The sequence below is a fragment of the Martelella sp. AD-3 genome, assembly GCF_001578105.1.
Classification (GTDB): Bacteria; Pseudomonadota; Alphaproteobacteria; order Rhizobiales; family Rhizobiaceae; genus Martelella.
On the sequence record NZ_CP014276.1, the window covers coordinates 75,158 to 91,989 of the forward strand.

Annotated in this window: 16 protein-coding genes; 13 read left to right on the forward strand and 3 right to left on the reverse strand. The window is 63.9% G+C overall.

All coding sequences use genetic code 11. The features are described 5' to 3' along the window. Window positions 1-8: 8 nt before the first annotated feature. Window positions 9-1,304 (forward strand): FAD-binding oxidoreductase, encoded by a 1,296-nt coding sequence (locus AZF01_RS21420; RefSeq protein WP_024708835.1) that lies wholly within the window; start codon window positions 9-11, stop codon window positions 1,302-1,304. 17 nt (window positions 1,305-1,321) lie between these two features. Here the strand turns inward: AZF01_RS21420 and AZF01_RS21425 are convergent, their stop codons facing one another. Together AZF01_RS21425 and AZF01_RS21430 are read right to left on the reverse strand one after the other, a co-directional pair. Further along, the gene (locus AZF01_RS21425; protein ID WP_036237579.1) at window positions 1,322-1,705 is read right to left on the reverse strand and encodes a VOC family protein; all 384 of its coding nucleotides are present in this window, start codon (window positions 1,703-1,705) and stop codon (window positions 1,322-1,324) included. Between the two features lie 71 nt (window positions 1,706-1,776). Then, complete coding sequence (locus tag AZF01_RS21430; protein WP_024708836.1) at window positions 1,777-2,712, reverse strand: LysR family transcriptional regulator; 936 nt, start codon at window positions 2,710-2,712, stop codon at window positions 1,777-1,779. Between the two features lie 206 nt (window positions 2,713-2,918). Here AZF01_RS21430 and AZF01_RS21435 point away from each other — a divergent pair, with 206 nt between their 5' ends. The 10 genes from AZF01_RS21435 (at window position 2,919) to AZF01_RS21480 (ending at window position 13,420) form a co-directional block, all read left to right on the forward strand. Further along, entirely contained in the window at window positions 2,919-3,269 is a 351-nt protein-coding gene (locus tag AZF01_RS21435; RefSeq protein WP_024708837.1) for a Dabb family protein, read from the forward strand. Between the two features lie 213 nt (window positions 3,270-3,482). After that, window positions 3,483-4,334, forward strand: a complete 852-nt coding sequence (locus AZF01_RS21440; RefSeq protein ID WP_024708838.1) for an intradiol ring-cleavage dioxygenase — start codon at window positions 3,483-3,485, stop codon at window positions 4,332-4,334. 107 nt (window positions 4,335-4,441) lie between these two features. Beyond that, window positions 4,442-5,950, forward strand: coding sequence for an aldehyde dehydrogenase (locus AZF01_RS21445; protein ID WP_024708839.1), 1,509 nt, complete (start codon window positions 4,442-4,444; stop codon window positions 5,948-5,950). A gap of 163 nt (window positions 5,951-6,113) precedes the next feature. After that, a complete protein-coding gene (locus tag AZF01_RS21450; RefSeq protein ID WP_061449913.1) occupies window positions 6,114-7,679 on the forward strand; it encodes a GMC family oxidoreductase in 1,566 nt (521 codons plus the stop codon). Between the two features lie 21 nt (window positions 7,680-7,700). Then, window positions 7,701-8,984 (forward strand): ABC transporter substrate-binding protein, encoded by a 1,284-nt coding sequence (locus tag AZF01_RS21455; protein WP_024708730.1) that lies wholly within the window; start codon window positions 7,701-7,703, stop codon window positions 8,982-8,984. 5 nt (window positions 8,985-8,989) lie between these two features. Then, complete coding sequence (locus tag AZF01_RS21460; protein WP_036237469.1) at window positions 8,990-9,745, forward strand: ABC transporter ATP-binding protein; 756 nt, start codon at window positions 8,990-8,992, stop codon at window positions 9,743-9,745. After that, window positions 9,745-10,449 carry an ABC transporter ATP-binding protein gene (locus tag AZF01_RS21465; RefSeq protein ID WP_081725808.1) on the forward strand — a complete coding sequence of 235 codons (705 nt, stop codon included), beginning with the start codon at window positions 9,745-9,747 and terminating at the stop codon, window positions 10,447-10,449. Before AZF01_RS21460 ends, AZF01_RS21465 begins: the two co-directional genes overlap by 1 nt. Further along, on the forward strand, window positions 10,446-11,318 hold the full coding sequence (locus AZF01_RS21470) for a branched-chain amino acid ABC transporter permease (protein WP_024708733.1): 873 nt from the start codon (window positions 10,446-10,448) through the stop codon (window positions 11,316-11,318). Before AZF01_RS21465 ends, AZF01_RS21470 begins: the two co-directional genes overlap by 4 nt. Window positions 11,319-11,321: 3 nt before the next feature. After that, a complete protein-coding gene (locus AZF01_RS21475) occupies window positions 11,322-12,293 on the forward strand; it encodes a branched-chain amino acid ABC transporter permease (RefSeq protein WP_024708734.1) in 972 nt (323 codons plus the stop codon). A 5-nt stretch (window positions 12,294-12,298) separates the two neighbouring features. Then, complete coding sequence (locus AZF01_RS21480; RefSeq protein WP_061449914.1) at window positions 12,299-13,420, forward strand: class II histone deacetylase; 1,122 nt, start codon at window positions 12,299-12,301, stop codon at window positions 13,418-13,420. A 44-nt stretch (window positions 13,421-13,464) separates the two neighbouring features. Here AZF01_RS21480 and AZF01_RS21485 read toward each other — a convergent pair whose 3' ends face one another. After that, the gene (locus AZF01_RS21485; protein ID WP_024709336.1) at window positions 13,465-14,031 is read right to left on the reverse strand and encodes a nuclear transport factor 2 family protein; all 567 of its coding nucleotides are present in this window, start codon (window positions 14,029-14,031) and stop codon (window positions 13,465-13,467) included. A 491-nt stretch (window positions 14,032-14,522) separates the two neighbouring features. On the opposite strand from AZF01_RS21485, the gene AZF01_RS21490 reads away from it, so the two are divergent. Further along, the gene (locus AZF01_RS21490) at window positions 14,523-15,686 is read left to right on the forward strand and encodes an amidase (protein WP_024709335.1); all 1,164 of its coding nucleotides are present in this window, start codon (window positions 14,523-14,525) and stop codon (window positions 15,684-15,686) included. A gap of 1 nt (window position 15,687) precedes the next feature. Continuing rightward, complete coding sequence (locus tag AZF01_RS21495) at window positions 15,688-16,827, forward strand: acyl-CoA dehydrogenase family protein (RefSeq protein ID WP_024709334.1); 1,140 nt, start codon at window positions 15,688-15,690, stop codon at window positions 16,825-16,827. Window positions 16,828-16,832 lie beyond the last annotated feature (5 nt).

Consider the following 16,832-nt stretch of genomic DNA (forward strand, 5'->3'; position numbering starts at 1 on the left):
TGACAGCCATGGCTCCCGCATTGCCTACCGTGAATACCGCCGAAACTTTTCCCGACACCACCACCGTCGTCATCATCGGCGCGGGCATTGTCGGCTTGAGCGCCGCGCTGACGCTGGCCGAACGCGGCATTCCCGTCGTGGTGCTGGAAAAGGGGCGCGTCGGCGCGGAACAGTCGTCGCGCAATCTCGGCTGGGTGCGCAAGATGGGACGCGCGGCCCCGGACGTGCCGATGTCGCTTGCGGCGGACCGGCTCTGGGCAGAAATGCCGGAGCGCATCGGCGTCGATGTCGGCTATCGCCAGACCGGCATCATGTATCTCGCCCGCACCGAGGCGGAGATGGACATGCACCGGCAATGGCTGAAAACCGTCGAGCAACTGCCGCTCGATTCAAGGCTGTTGAGCAATCGCGCGATCGGCGATCTGGTGCCGGGCGGCAAGGGCGACTGGGCGGGCGGCATCTACACCCCCTCCGACGGGCGCGCGGAGCCGACAATGGCCCCTTCCGCCATCGCCAACGCGGCGATCGCAAAGGGCGCGGTGATCGTTGAGAACTGCGCCGTTCGTACGCTTGCGACCGCCGGCGGTCGGGTCTCCGGCGTCGTGACCGAACGCGGGGAAATCCGCTGCGAGGAAGTGCTGCTCGCGGGCGGGCTGTGGTCGCGGAAATTTCTCGGCAATCTCGGCATTTCGCTGCCGACGCTGCCGCTGATCTCGTCCGTGATCCGCACGGAACCGATGGATGGGCCGACGGAAATCGCCGTCGGCGGACCGGATTTCTCGTTCCGCAAGCGCCATGACGGCGGCTATACCATCACCCAGCGCGGTGCGCTCGGCGCGCCCTTGATGCTCGATCATCTGCTGATAGGCCTGCGCTATCTGCCGATGCTGCGCGGGCAGCGGGGGCTGTTGCGCATCAGGCTTGGCCGGGATTTCGTCAACGACCTCCGCCTGCCGCGCCGCTGGGGCGAGAAGGGGCCATCGCCGTTTGAGCGTGTCAGGACCATGGATCCGGATGCCGATGCCGCCATCAATGCCGAGGCAATGCGCAATATCGCGGAAGCCTGGCCGGCCTTTTCCGAGGCCGTGATTGCGGAGGTCTGGGCCGGGATGATGGATATCACGCCGGATTCGCTGCCGGTCATGGGCGCTGCGCCGAAACTGCCCGGTCTGACGCTGGCGACCGGTTTTTCCGGCCACGGCTTCGGCACGGGTCCGGCGGCGGGCGCGCTTGCCGCCGATCTGGTGACGGGCGCGCCGCCGATCGTCGATCCCGCGCCCTATCGGCTGGAGCGTTTCTCGTGATCGCGCCCGTCTGACGATCAGGCACGAGGATCGAGGCTTCTTGCCTGCCTGACCGCATCCTTTGTCTCGGGCAGGAATTCCAGCACCAGTCCATCAGGCAGCGCGAGCCAGTTCTCGCCTTTTTCGGTCGGCCGCGCGCCCCTCGCGCGGGCCGCCGCGATTGCTGACGGCACATCGGCGCAGACGATGCCGAGATGGGCCATGCGGCCTTCCGGGCCTGAAAAGGCCGGATCGGAGATCAGTTGCAGGCCGCCCAGCAGCCAGACCTGGGACGGCGATGCCGGATCGCCGTCCGCCTTGGTGATGGTCATGCCGAGCACCTCTTCGAAAAATGCGACATGCTGGGCGATATCGCGGACAGGGATGGCGACATGTTCGACATAGGCCTCGGTGGCCGGCATGGTTCAGTCCTTTCAGTCATGAAAGCGCCCGGCTGCGGGCATTGAGGGTATGCCGGACTCGAAAGCCCGGTTCAGTGCGTGGTGGCGAGAGCTTGCTCGAGCCAGTTCCGTTCCAGATCGTGGTCGCGGAAATATCGGACTATCGCGTCGATGAACAGCCGGGTTCTGGCCGGAAGATGCGCGCGCGACGGGAACACGACGTTCATCGTCAGCGTCGGCAGGCGCCAGTCGCCGAGCACGGGCAAGAGCCGGCCGGCGGCAAGGTCGTCGTGGACGACATAGGCCGGCTGGACCAGGATGCCCATGCCGGCAAGGGCTGCCTGTCGCAGCAACTGGCCGTCATTGGAGGCGATCTCGGCTTTTGCCGGCAGGCGACGCGTCTCCTCGCCACGGGTGAACGTCAGATGGTCCCAGTCATCGGAGAGCGTGTAGAGCAACAGGGCGTGATTTTGCAGCGCCTCCGGCGTGTCAGGCGCGCCATGCTGTCCGATGTAATCCGGCGAGGCCACCAGAATGCGGGGAACTTCGGCGAGCTTGCGGATCGTTACGCTGCTGTCAGCTTCTGAACTTCGGGTTCTGATCGCAACATCCAATCCGTTTTCGATGATGTCGCAATACCGGTTGGAGGCCTGCAGATCGACGCTGACATGGGGGTGGCGGGCCTTGAAGTCGCGGACGATCGGCATCAGGTACAACAGGGCGAAGGACAGCGACGAGCCGATGCGCAAGGTTCCCCGCGGCTCGGCAGCGACGACGCTCACGCTGGTTTCGGCGTCCTGAAGGTCCGCAAGAATGTCGCGCGCGCTGCGGGCAAACCGCTCGCCCTCCAACGTCAGGCATAGATGGCGCGTCGTTCTTTGCACCAGCCGGACCCCGAGCCGTTTTTCAAGGCCCGTCAGACATCTGCTCACGCCGGACACCGATAGGCCGAGCTCTTCGGCGGCGCGTGTCAGATTGGCTTCCTCGGCGATGCGGGTGAAGATTTCCAGTTCGGCAAAACGATCCAAGACAGTCCACCAGCTTTTCTGTTCCCATTTTTATAACGGTAATATTCACGTAAAAATGCGTTTGATCAAGTCATTCCTGCCGAGGTCGCGGGCTTTTTTGCTCGATCTGCAATGATGTTTTCCAAATTACGTGATTTATCATGCAACAAGACGGTGCCAGACTTGCGAGTGAGAACGCATGCGGGGCCGCCCCGCCGGAGACTGCCATGTCGAATGAAAATGACCGGTCAAATCCCGTCCGCCATATCGTGATGTGGAACGTGGCCGGCGATACGTCCGGCGAAAGAGCGCGCGCGATCAGCCGCGTGCGGACGGAATTCGAGGCGCTGCGGGGACAGATCCCCGGCATGCTGCGGCTTGAGATCGGCGTCGATCACAGCGGCATTTCCTATGCCTGCGACATGGTTCTGGTCAGCGAATTCGAAAACGAGGCGGCCTTGCGGGCCTATGCAGCGCATCCTGCCCACCTTGCCGCACGTGAGCGGCTGGAAGGCCTCAGGGTTGCCCGCCATCAGGTGGATTACATCCTCGATGCGGGGAGCGCGGGCCATGAGTAATCGTGCGTTTGTCAATGCAAGTCAGCCGGCCCGCGTGGTTTTCGGATGCGGCGCAACGGCGCGACTGCACGAGGGGGGCGTGAACAGGGCTGCAGACAGCGCGCGCGCCAATTTCTACCGGAACCCGCGCCCGTTGGCGGGCGACGCGATTGCGGCTCTTGCTGCCTGCACCCATGCCGGAGAAAGACCGCTTGTCGAATGGAGGATATCGACATGAGCTATTTTACCGAGGAAAATTCTGAAGAGGCCGTCAGTGCGCGGATGGGCGAGAACGTCTCGCCGCGCCTGCGCCAGATCATGGATGCGCTGATCCATCACCTTCACGCCTTCGTTAAGGAGGTGGAGCTCACCGAGGCGGAATGGGAAGTCGCGATCGATTTCCTGACCAAGACCGGCCAGATCTGCAGCGACACAAGGCAGGAGTTCATTCTGCTGTCGGACGTACTCGGCGTCTCCATGCTGGTCGATGCCGTCAACCATCGCGCGCCCGACGGTGCAACGGAGACCACGGTCTTCGGACCATTCCATGTCGAGGGCGCGCCGGAGCGGCAGATGGGCGACAATATCTGTCTCGACGGCAAGGGCGAAATCTGTCTGTTTCAAGGGCGCGTGGTCGATCTCGAAGGCAATCCGATCGACAATGCGCTGATCAGCGTGTGGTCCGACAATTACGAGGGTTTCTACGATGTGCAGCAGCCCGACATCCAGCCGCCTTTCAACAATCGCGGCATCTTCCGGACGGGCCCGGATGGCAGATACGCGTTTCGGGGCATCAAGCCGGTTGCCTATCCCATCCCGGATGACGGACCTGTTGGCAAGATGCTGGCGACGCTCGGCCGCCACCCCTGGCGGCCGGCGCACACCCACTTCATGGTTACCGCGGACGGTTATAGCAGGGTGATCACTCATATCTTCGTCGAGGGCGACCGGTATCTCACCTCCGACGCTGTCTTCGGCGTGAAAAAGTCGCTGATCATTCCGTTCGAGAAAGTTGACCGCGCAAACGAGGCCTGGCAGGCCGACTTTGACTTCGTGCTCTGCCGTCAAAAGCAAAACAAGGGCTGAAGATATAATCCGGCGCGAGGTGTCGGGAAAGCAATTTGGCGCTTGATAAATGCCAAATTCACGTGAATAATCACAAAAAATCGCAATATAGCGATGAGGGCGAACAGATGAAGATTGAGCAACCCGACACGATCGTCGAGGACGTATCGGCTATTGTCACGGATTTCCTGACGGCGCCGAAGGCCGTGATCGCCGGCAGATCCGAACCCGCCGGAAGCGGCGAAACCTATCCCGTCTACAATCCGGCGACCGGCGGCGTTCTGGCTGCGGTTCCGGCCTGCGGCGATGGCGATGTCGATCGGGCGGTCAAGGCGGCAGAGGCCGCGCTTGAAGGCCCGTGGTCGAAAATGCTGCCCATCCAGCGGCAGGGTCTTCTGCTGAAACTTGCGGACCTGATCGAGGAAAACGGCGAGGAACTCGCGCAGCTCGAAACGCTGAACCAGGGCAAGTCGATCATGCTGTCGCGTCTGGTCGAGGTGCAGTCCTCCGCGGAATATTTCCGCTACATGGCCGGCTGGGCGACCAAGATCGAGGGATCGACGCTCGACGTGTCGATCGCGATCCCGCCGGGCATGCGCTATCAGGCCTATACTCGCAAGGAGCCGGTGGGCGTCGTGGCCGCGATCACGCCATGGAACTTTCCCCTCAACATGGCGAGCTGGAAGATCGCGCCCGCGCTTGCCGCCGGCTGCACGGTTGTTCTGAAGCCCGCCGAGGAAACCCCGCTCACCGCCATCAGGCTTGCCGAACTCTGTCTCGAAGCCGGGTTTCCCGAGGGCGTCGTCAATGTCGTGACCGGAATGGGCGAGACCGCCGGCGCGGCGCTGGTCGCCCATCCCGGCGTCGCCAAGATCGGCTTTACCGGCTCGACCGAGACCGGCAAGCTGATCGGCATCCAGGCCATGAAGGACATGAAACGGGTGACGCTGGAACTCGGCGGCAAGGCGCCGATGATCATGTTCGACGACATGGATCTCGATCTCCTGGGGGCTGCCGCCGGCATCGGAAGCTTCTTCAACACGGGCCAGACCTGCTGCGCGGGCGTGCGCATCTATGCGCAGAAGGGCATTTACGAAAAGGCTCTGGAGGTGATCGCGACTGTCACCCGCAACCTCGCCATCGGCTCGGGCCTCGATCCGCGCAACCAGATCAATCCGGTCGTTTCAGCCCGCCATCAGGCCCATGTGAAGGCCTGCATCGCCCGGGGGCTGGAAGAGGGCGCAAAACCCGTTATCGGCGCCGAGGCGCCGGCGGAAGGCTTTTTCGTCGCGCCGGAACTGTTCACCGATGTCCGTCAGGACATGGCGCTGATGCAGGACGAGGTGTTCGGGCCGGTGATCACGATGACGCCGTTTGGCGAGCCGGACGAGGCGATCGCCATGGCCAATGACAGCCGCTATGGTCTGGGCGCGTCGCTCTGGACCAACGATCTCAACAAGGTCATGCGCTATGTGCCGAAGATCGAGGCCGGCACGGTGTGGGTGAACAGCCACAATATTCCCGATCAGAACATGCCCTTCGGCGGTATCAAGCAATCGGGCATCGGCCGCGAACACGGGCGCGGCGCGCTCGAAAACTATCTCGAAACCAAGTCGGTCTGCGTGGCCTACAGATAGTCCGACACGGGCGGCCACAAGGGCCGCCCCTCCTACCTTTTCTCGGGTGGTCGACGCTGCGGCGTCCGCCGACCCTTTCCCGCGACGGGCCGTTTTAGCCGCCCGGGCATGCGTTTCGACGGGTCAGTTTACGGCGGGGCAATCATGATGGGGAACGTTGAAAATGACGAAAATCGCTGCTTTCGAGCCTGTTTCGATTGGCGGACGGGAGTTCGACTATGTGGTGTGCGGCGCGGGCTCAGCCGGCTGCGCGCTTGCCGCCCGCCTGAGCGAGGACGAAGACGTCAGCGTGTTGCTGATCGAGGGCGGGCATGGCGACACGCCCGGCATGGTGTCGACCCCGCTGCGCACGATCGAGATCTGGTTCTCGGACTATGACTGGGGCTATTCGACCGTTCCGCAGAAACACTGTCATGACAGGAAGATCTACTGGCCGCGCGGAAAGGTCATGGGCGGCTCCTCGGCCATGAACGGCATGATCTATGTGCGCGGCCACGCCATGGACTATGACGCCTGGGCGCTTGCTGGCTGCCATGGCTGGGACTGGAAAAGCGTTCTGCCCTATTTTCGCAAGTCGGAGGATTTCGATCGCGGCGCCGATCCCTGGCATGGCGTCGGCGGACCGTTGCATGTCACGACAGACTATGCCGCGCATCCGGTGATGGACGCCCTGATCGCCGCCGCCGGCGAGGCCGGCATTCCGCACAATCGCGATTATAACGGCGCGTCGCTCGATGGCATCAGCCGCATCCAGTTCAACACGCTGAAGGGCGAGCGTGCCTCGACGGCGGCCGCCTTCATCAATCCGGTCCGCGACCGGGAGAACCTGACGGTTGCGCCGGCCACGCGGGTGGAGAAGGTGCTGGTCGAAAACGGCAGGGTCACCGGCGTGAGGTGCCGGGTCGGCGGCGAGAGCGTCGAAGTCGGCGTGCGCCGTGAGGCGATCCTCTCCGCCGGCACGATGGAAAGCCCGCGCATCCTGATGCTGTCGGGCATCGGACCGCGCGCCCATCTCGACGCATTCGATATCGAGACGGTCGTCGATCTTCCGGGCGTCGGCCAGAACCTGCACGATCACACATTGCTTCCGATGATCTATGAATCGCGGGAGGATTACCCGTTCCCGACCGACCCGGCGCTGCCGCCGATGCAGGTTCACATGTTCCTGAAATCGCATCCCGAAATGGCGGTTCCGGATATCCAGCCGCTGTTCTTCTCCGTGCCCGCCTATGCGCCGGGACAGGAGGGGCCGATGAATGCGTTCACGCTGCACGCGGCCGGGATACGGCCGACCTCGCGCGGCGAAATGAAGCTGACCGGCCCCGACATCGACGATCCGCTGCATCTCGATCCCAACCTGCTTGCCACCGATTACGACGTGAAGACGCTCGTGACTTCGATGCGCCAGATTCGCGAGATCGTCGCCCAGCCGGCGATGAAAGACTGGGTCAGGGGCGAGGTCTATCCCGGACCGATGCGCGATGACGATGAAAGCCTTGCCGACTACGCCCGCTCGGCGGTTGGCAGCTACCACCACCAGGTCGGCACCTGCGCCATGGGCGTTGCGGCGCATTCGGTCGTCGATCCGCATTTGCGGGTCTATGGCGTTGAAGGCCTGCGCGTTGCCGATGCCTCGGTCATGCCGGCGGTCCCGTCCGGCAACACCAATGCGCCGGCCATCATGATCGGCGAAAAAGCCGCGGATCTCATCAAAGCCGCTCGTCACTGAGCCAGAAAAGGGGAATGTGTCATGACCAAAGCCAGCCTCAGCCGCCGTCGCCTGTTGCAATATTCCGCCGCCGCGCTCGCCGCGCCCGCGGTGTTTCGGACCGGACGTGCCGCCGCCGCCGACACCATCAGGATCGGCTATGTCTCGCCGCGTTCCGGTGCGCTCAGCGGGATATCCGAAAGCGACGGCTATGTCATCGACCAGGTTCGCGCACTGCTCGGCGGCACGCTTGAGACTGCCACCGGCGCCTACAATATCGAAATCATCGACAAGGACACACAGTCCGATCCCAACCGGGCCGGCGAACTGGCGGCCGATCTGATCTATCAGGACGGGGTCGATATCATGCTTGTCGGCTCCACGCCCGACACTACCAACCCGGTGGCCGACCAGTGCGAACTGAACGGCGTGCCCTGCGTTTCCAGCGCCACGCCCTGGCAATCCTGGTATTTCGGCCGCGGCGGCGTGCCCGGCGAAAAGACATTCACCTATACCAACCATTTCTTCTGGGGCGCGGAAGATCTGATGGAGATCTATTTCGGCCTCTGGAACAGCCTCGACAATAACGGGGTGATCGGCGCGCTGTGGCCGAATGATCCGGATGGCATCGCCTTTGCCGATGGCAAGCTCGGCTTCCCGCCGGCGCTGGCCGAAGCGGGTTTCGCGCTTACCGATCCGGGCCGCTACACCAATCTGAAGGATGATTTCTCCGCCGAGATCAACGCCTTCAAGTCCGCCGGCGTCGACATCGTCACCGGCGTCATGCTGCCGCCGGACCTTGCGACCTTCATGGCCCAGGCCAAGCAGATGGGCTTCAACCCGAAATTCGTGACCGTCGCCAAAGCGGCGCTGACGCCGAAGGGCATCGCCAGCTTCCCCGACGGGCTCGGCGACGGGCTTTCCGGCGAGGTCTACTGGGGCCCGCAATATCCCTTTTCCTCGTCGCTGACGGGCCAGACGGCGGCCGAGCTTGCCGCGGGTTACACCGAGGCGACCGGGAATGCCTGGCTGCAGGGCACCGGCTATGTCCATGCCCTGTTCGAAGTCGGGATCGACATACTCCGCCGCACAAGTGCGATGGCGCCGGAGGCCATCGTCGAGGCGATGAATGCGACCAATCTGGATACTTGTGTCGGCCATATCCATTGGGGCGATTTCGCCGTCGCGCCGAATGTCGCCAAGACCCCGCTCGCCGGCGGCCAGTGGCAGGCGGACGGAAAGGGCGGTTATGATCTGGTAACCACCTACAACGCCCCTCACCCCGAAATCATGATCGACGGCACGCTGAAGCCGAAGGTCTGGTGAGGGGCATGGAGATTAAGGAAAATAGTCCCATCCTCGAGGCGCGGGGCCTGACCAAACGCTTCGGCGCGGTCACGGTGGTCGCGGATGTCTCGCTCGCGCTTGCGCCGGGCGAGGCGCTCGGCGTGCTGGGACCGAACGGGGCCGGCAAGACGACGCTTCTAAAGCTTCTCACCGGCGATTTGCGCGCCAATGAGGGCCGGGTGTTGTGGCGGGGCCGCGATATCGCGGCGCTGCCGCAGGCCGCGCGTTGCCGGACCGGACTGGTGCGCACCAGCCAGGTGCCGCAGCCCTTCGAGGACCTGTCTGTCTGGGAAAACGTGCTGACGGCGGCGCTTCACGGCGGCGGCCACCATGGTCATCACGCCGAGGATGTCGCCTTCGAGGCCTTGCGGCGCACTGGGCTTCTCGACCGGGAAGCGCAGCCTGCGGGCGCTCTGTCGCTGATGGGCCGCAAGCGGCTGGAGCTCAGCCGGGCGCTTGCCTGCGGGCCGGAGGTTCTGCTGCTCGACGAAATCGCCGGCGGGCTTTCCGATTTCGAGGTGCATGACCTGGTCGCCCTGATCCGCGAGATCAATGCGTCGGGCGTCGCCATCATCTGGATCGAGCATATCGTCCATGCCCTCATTTCCGTCGTCAGCCGGCTGATCGCGCTCGATTTCGGCCGCAAGTTCGTGGAGGGCGCGCCGCAAGCGGTGTTGACCTCGGACGCGTTCAAGCAGGCCTATTTCGGAGAGGCCCCGCCGATCGAGGCAGTGATCTGATGGCCTTGCTGGAAATCGAGGGCATTGCCGCCCATTACGGCCAGTTCCAGGCGCTGCGCGACATTTCGCTGTCGGTGGATGCGGGAGAGACGCTGGCGATCGTCGGCGCCAACGGCGCGGGCAAGAGCACGCTGATGCAGGTGGTGTCGGGCCTTCTGCCCATAAGCGCGGGCGAAATCCTGCTTCGCGGCGAGAATGTTTGCGGGGTTCCGGCGCAGCAGATGACGGGACGCGGCGTTGCGATGGCGCCGGAAGGGCGTCGGCTGTTCCGCAGCCTCACCGTTGAGGACAATCTGATGATCGGCGGCTATTGCCGGCGCAAGGGCCCGTGGAATCTGGCGCGGGTCTACGAACTGTTTCCCGAACTCAAAAAGCGGCGCGGCAATCGCGGGCTCGACCTTTCCGGCGGCGAACAGCAGATGGTGGCGATCGGTCGGGCGCTGATGGCCAATCCCGATCTGCTGCTGCTCGACGAGATTTCGCTCGGCCTCGCGCCGATCGTGGTCAACCAGATCTACCGTTCGCTCCCGGCGATCGCGGCGGAGGGCATGGCCATCCTGATCGTCGAACAGGACGTCAATCGCGGCCTTTCGGTCGCCGGTCGTTTCTGCTGCCTGCTCGAGGGCCGGGTCAGCCTCGCGGGCCAAAGCGGCGATATCGATCGCCGCAAACTGATGGATGCCTATTTCGGAGTCGCGACATGATCCTGATATCGACGCTCGTCAACGGGGTGCTGCTCGGCGGCTTCTACGCGCTTCTGGGTCTCGGCCTGTCGCTGACCTTCGGCATCATGCGCACCGTCAATCTCGCCCATGGCGATCTCGTGGTGCTGGCGTCGTTCCTGGCGCTGGCGATTGCCGATTATATCGGCCTGTCGCCGATCGCATCGAGCCTCCTGCTTGTGCCGTTCATGTTCGCGCTCGGCTATGCGCTGCAGTCCGTGGTGCTCAACCGGCGGCTGAAGGACGGGATGATGCCGGCGGTGATCATCACCTTCGGTCTCGCCTTCGTCATCCAGAACGGCCTGTTGATCACCTTTTCCGCCGATCGCGCCGTGCTCCGCCAGGGCGCGATCGAAACCGCCGGCATCACCCTCATGCCCGGACTGACGATCGGCCTTCTGCCGGTGGTCACCTTCGCCGTCGTGCTCCTGCTCCTGGGCGGCCTCCATCTGCTGTTCACGCGGACGCTGATCGGCCGCGCCTTCCGGGCAACTTCCGATGACACCCAGATCGCCGCGCTGATGGGCATTGATCCGAAACATATCTATGCGCTGGCCATGGGGCTTGCCTGCTCCATCATCGCGGTCACCGGCATCCTCACAGGGATGCGCTCGAACTTCTCGGCTTTCGATGGCCCGATCCGGCTGATCTTCGCCTTCGAGGTGATCATCATCGGCGGCATGGGCTCGCTCTACGGGGTGCTGGCCGGCGGCATCATCCTCGGTCTGGCGCAAACCATCGGCGGGGCAATCAACCCGACATGGTTCCAGCTTGCCGGCCATGTCGCCACGCTGGCCGTTCTCATGGTCCGCCCTTCGGGGCTTTTCCCGGCAACAATCGACAGGAACTGAGCCATGGTGAGAAATCTTCTGCTTGCCGCAGCCGGCATCACACTTCTGTCCCTGCCGCTCTGGGGCACGGCGTTCATGCAGCGCTCGGTAGTCGAGTTCCTGTATTTTCTGACGCTGGCGATCGCCTGGAACGTGATGGCGGGCTATGCCGGACTGGTATCGATCGGCCAGCAGGCGTTTGTCGGCATCGGCGCTTATGCGCTGGTGGTCTTCTCCGAGGATCTGGGCATCAATCCGTTCCTCACCATTCCGCTGGCGGCCCTTGTTGCCGTGGCAGCCGCGTTGCCGGCAAGCTGGGTGCTGTTCAGGCTCAGGGGCGCCTATTTCGCCGTCGCCACATGGGTGGTGGCGGAGGTCTTCCGGCTTCTGGTGAACGCCAGCATCGACTGGCTCGGCGGCGGACGGGGCAGGGCGGTGCGCGGCCTGATGCAGTTCGACCGTCATCTGCGCGAGGATATCACCTATTACGTGGCGCTCGGGCTGGCGGGCCTGACCCTCTTCGGCGCCATCTGGCTGCTGCGCTCGGGCACAGGTCTCGGTCTGATGGCGCTCCGCGACAGCGAGAGCGGCGCTGAGAGCGTGGGCGTGAAGACGAAGCGCACGAAGCGCACCGTCTACCTGTTCGCGGCTGCTGCCGCCGGGGCCGCCGGCGCGCTGATCTACATCATGCAGGTCAATGTCCGGCCGGATGCCGCGTTCTCGATCAACTGGGCGGCCTATGTGATCTTCATCGTGGTCATCGGCGGCATCGGCACGATCGAGGGGCCGATCATCGGCACGCTGATTTTCCTTGTTCTGCGCGAGGCGCTGTCGGATCTGGAGGGCTGGTCAATGCTGATCTTCGGCATCGTCGCCATTGCCATGATGCTGTTTGCGCCGCGCGGCGTCTGGGGGCTGATCGCGGATCGCTGGCCGGGCGGCGGACTGTTTCCCATCCGGCGGACCATGCCGGAGCGTTTGAAAGCAAAGGAGTAGCCAGCATGTTGGCAGCGACGGCAACGCGATCCGCGTTTTATTTCCACGAGCAGACATTGTGGTTTTCAGCCGGTCAATCGGCGCTGGTCGTACCGGTCGGCGGCTGGGTGCAGCCGCCTGCCTCCGGCGGCCACGCCGATTCCCCCGAGCCGAAAAGCCGGACGGTCTCGCTGGCAAGCGTATCGGGCCTGTTTAATGCCTATGATCGCAAGGTCGCGCCCGCAGCCCCGCGCGAGGCGCTTCTGGCGATCCATCCGGCCTCCTATCTCGACCGGCTGAAGGCGGCCAGCGATGCCGGCGGCGGGGCGCTGCACCCGACGGCGCCGTTTGCCGGAGGCAGTTACGAGATCGCGCTTCTGTCTGCCGGGCAGGCCCTTGCCGCCGTCACCGACGTTGCAGGCGGCGGGCGCCGCCGCGCCTATGCGATCACCCGGCCATCCGGCCATCATTGCCTGCCCGACACGCCGATGGGCTTCTGCCTGCTTGCCAATGTGGCGGTCGCCGTCAGGGCGGCGCAGGCGAAGGGGCGCAAACGGATCGCGGTGATCGACTGGGACGTCCACCACGGCAACGGAACCGAGGCGTGTTTTTATGACGACCCCTCGGTGCTGACGGTCTCGATCCATCAGGAAGGCTGCTTCCCGCCCGGTCGGTCCGGAGGGGTGGAATCGCGCGGGACAGGGGCCGGCGAGGGCTTCAACCTCAACGTCCCGCTCTGGCCAGGCAGCGGTCATGCGGTCTACATGGCCGCGCTCGAGCATATCGTGCTGCCTGCGGTCGCGGACTTTGCGCCCGACATGATCGTCGTCGTCAATGGGCTCGACGCCAATGCCGTCGATCCGCTGGCGCGCATGCTGCTTCACGCCGGCAGTTACAAGGCGATGACCGAGGCAGTTTCGAAACTGGCGGATGCGGTGTGCGAGGGCCGGCTGGCCGTTGTTCAGGAAGGCGGCTATTCGGATGCCTATGTTCCGTTCTGCGCCCATGCGGTGATGGCAGGGCTTGCCGGCGTGAGCGATCCGGTCGACGACCCGTTCATGGGGATCGTGGCGGCCCAGCAGCCGGGAGCGGATTTCAATGCCGCCCATATCGCCGCGCTGAAACGGCATCACAGCTGGCGGGACTGAGAAATTGAGGCGCGGCGGGGTTTGCCGCCGCGCGCTCTTTCCTGTCAGGGCTTCAGCAGCACGGATTTCGACGGATAGTCGGATGCCCATGTTGCCGGCAGCGGCGCGACGAAGACGTTTTCCGTGCGGGTGCGGGTGATCTTCCACACGCCATCGGGCTCCTTGCGGAAGGCATTGTTGAGGCGCGACGAACGCAGCAGCGCCTTGCCGTCGGAGAACAGCCAGGGCTGCATATGCACCCACTGGCCATCGGCGGTCTTGCCGCCTTCGTGGACGTGGATCTGCTCGGAAGTCAGGTAATGGCAGTTGAGGATCAGCGCCGGGTCCTGCTTCTGCCCCCAGAATCCCTCGAAATGCTTGCGGATCGCTTCAGCGCCATCGGCCTTGCCGAACTGGTTGTCGTAATATTCGCCAACGCCTTCCCAGACCGCGTCCTCCGTATAGAGTTGCATGATCAGGTCGATCCGTTCCTTGTCGTCCGTCACGCCATATTCCGGCACGGGCGTATCGCAAAGGAACATGTAGCGCGCCTGGATGCGGCGGATATCGGCCTCGGCTTCCAGAATTTCGATCCGGCGCGTCAGCGCCGCGATATCAGTTTCGTGCGTCATAAGAAATCCCCGTTGGAAAGCCGTCAGAAGCAGCTTTCGTCATTTTGTTCGGTGCGAAGCGCTGCGATGCTTGGAACGCCGGCGCGTGGCCCGGATTGCCGGGCGCTCAAAAACGTAAAGCCTGTCGCACCATGGTCAAGCGGTAATATTCACGTAAATTTATCTTTGTCCGCACGACGTGCCCAAGCTCTTGATTGCAGGCAATTTCGGATTGACGAAAAACAGTTTTGCAGGCCCGGCAACACTGCGCATGCGCAATCCATGTTAGAAGGATATCCGCAACAGATGCTCTGACGGCAATGTCCGACCAGTCCATCACCGAATAGGATTTTCAGCGGCTCCGCATTGCTTGCGCAGCCGCCGCATCTGTTTTAAGTATCTGAAAATAAATAAAAAAATAGAATTTTGTTTCGGATTCAGGATTGACAGCGTCGCAATTTACGGTAATTTTCACGTAAAAGGGGACGGGATAAATTCCCGCTAAAAGCAACATGACGACGCTCTCAGACCCCAAGGCCGGGGATACGGCCTTTGTCTCGACATTTTCGCTCGGCGCCGGCGATGGCCCGACCGTTGCTGTGAAGGACTGCATCGACATTGCGGGCATGGTCACGCGCTGCGGGTCTGCCGCTTATGCGGACTTTGCGCCTGCCGCGCAGCACGCCGCCGTGATCGAGCGCTTGCTTTCCGCCGGATGCCGGATCGTCGGCAAGGCGCGCATGCATGAGATCGCCTATGGCATGACCGGCGTGAACGCTTTTGAGGGCACGCCGGTCAATCCGCGCTGGCGCGATCGCATTCCCGGCGGCTCGTCGTCGGGGTCGGCCGTGGCGGTCGCAGCCGGCGCTGTCGATTTCGCCATCGGAACCGATACCGGCGGCTCGGTGCGCCAGCCGGCGATATGCTGCGGCGTCATCGGCCTGAAGCCGACCTTCGGTAGCATCGACCGCACTGGCGCTTTGCCTGCCGAAAGCTCGCTGGACTGTATCGGCCCGTTCGCCCGCGACATGACAATGATCGAGCGCGCGATGACAGCGATTGCGCCGGGTTTCGCGCCCGTTGCCCTGGATCATGCGCCGCGTCTCGGAAAGCTCAATCTCGAGGTCGGCATTGCACCGGAAATGGGCGAGGCGCTTGACGCCATTGCCGATGCCACGGCCGGCACGGTCACGCTTTCCGGCATGGATGACGCGTTCAAGGCGGCAATGACGATCATCGCCCGGGAGACGCTTGCCGCAAATCTTGCGCTATTGGATGCCGGCGCGCCCTTCGGAGACGATATCAAGGCCAGGCTGGAGGGCGCGCGGGCGGTTAGCGATGCGCAGCTCGAAGCGGCCGAAGCGGTGCGCCGCACGTTCACGGCCGAGGTCGACGCGGCGCTTGAGACAGTCGACGCGATCGTGACGCCGGCGCTGCCGAGCCCGTCGCCGCTTCTGAGCGACGCGCATGATCCCAACAAGGTGCTGCCGCTGACCCGGTTCCTGCGACCGTTCAATCTGTCCGGCCACCCGGCGATCATTCTGCCGGCGCCGACGTCGGGCGGGCTGCCGTCCGGCGTGCAGATTATCGCGCGCCGCGGCGAGGATGCGCGTCTTTGCGCCATCGCCCGCAGGTTTTGCCAAACACATTCGACTTTTCAGGTGAAGGACTATTGAGATGAACTCTCTGAAACCCATGCCGACCGATGCGGGGCTTGATGCGCTCAAGACCGAGCTCAGGTCCAGAAGCGACGAATTCCAGGCCTTGCGCCATATCCCGATGGATATTGTCGCCAAGTTCAAGAACATCGGTGTCTACCGGGCCTTCGTTCCCGAGCGTTTCGGCGGCGACAACCTGTCTCCGCAGGCTTTCTGTCGCCTGATCGAGGAGATTTCCAGCGCCGATGCCTCCGCGGGCTGGGTTGCGAGCTTTGGCGTTTCGGCGACCTATCTGGCGGCGTTGCCGCCGGAGACCTATGCGAAGATCTACGGCGCCGATCCCGACACCGTCTTTGCCGGCGCGATGTTCCCGCCGCATGAGGCCCGCAGGACCCCGGAGGGTTTTGAAGTCAGCGGGCGCTGGCCATGGGGTTCGGGCATTATGGGGGCGTCGCTCGCCGGCGGCGGCATCAAGGTCGAAGGCGAAAGCAGCCCGCTGCCGCGCTCCGCCGTCATGCCGCGCGACAAGGTCGTCGTCGAGGAAACCTGGGACGCGGTCGGCCTTCGGGCCACCGGCAGCCACGACATCATCGCCGACAAGGTGATCGTGCCGGAAGACTGGACCTTCATACGCGGCAGCACGCCGCAGATGGACGACCCGATCTTCCGCTATCCGGCGATGGCGCTTGCCGCCCAGGTTCTGGCGGTCGTAGCGCTTGGCGCCGCCCGCGGCGCGCTCGACTGGGTGAAACAGGATGCGCTCAACCGCGCCTCGATCACCGGCGCGCCAAGCCCGGCCGCCCGCGCCTATGTCCAGATCGATTTCGCCCGCGCCGAAGGGCTTCTCGGCGGCGCGCGCGCCGCCTTCTACGACACGATCGAGGAGGGATGGCGGCAGATGCAGGAAAATGGCGAGGTCGATCCGACCACGCAGATCCGCCTGCGCCACGCCGCCTCGCGGGCCGCTCAGGACGGCGCGGAAGCCGCGCGCATCGCCTTCACGCTCGGCGGGTCGAACGCCATGGCCACCGGCCATCCGCTCGGCCGGGCGATGATCGACGCGGCCTGTGTCGCCCAGCACGCCTTCATCAATACCGGCAGCAATCAGGCGGCGGGCGCGGCGCTGTTCGAACAGCCGACGCCGCCCGGTTATCCGTGAGTTTC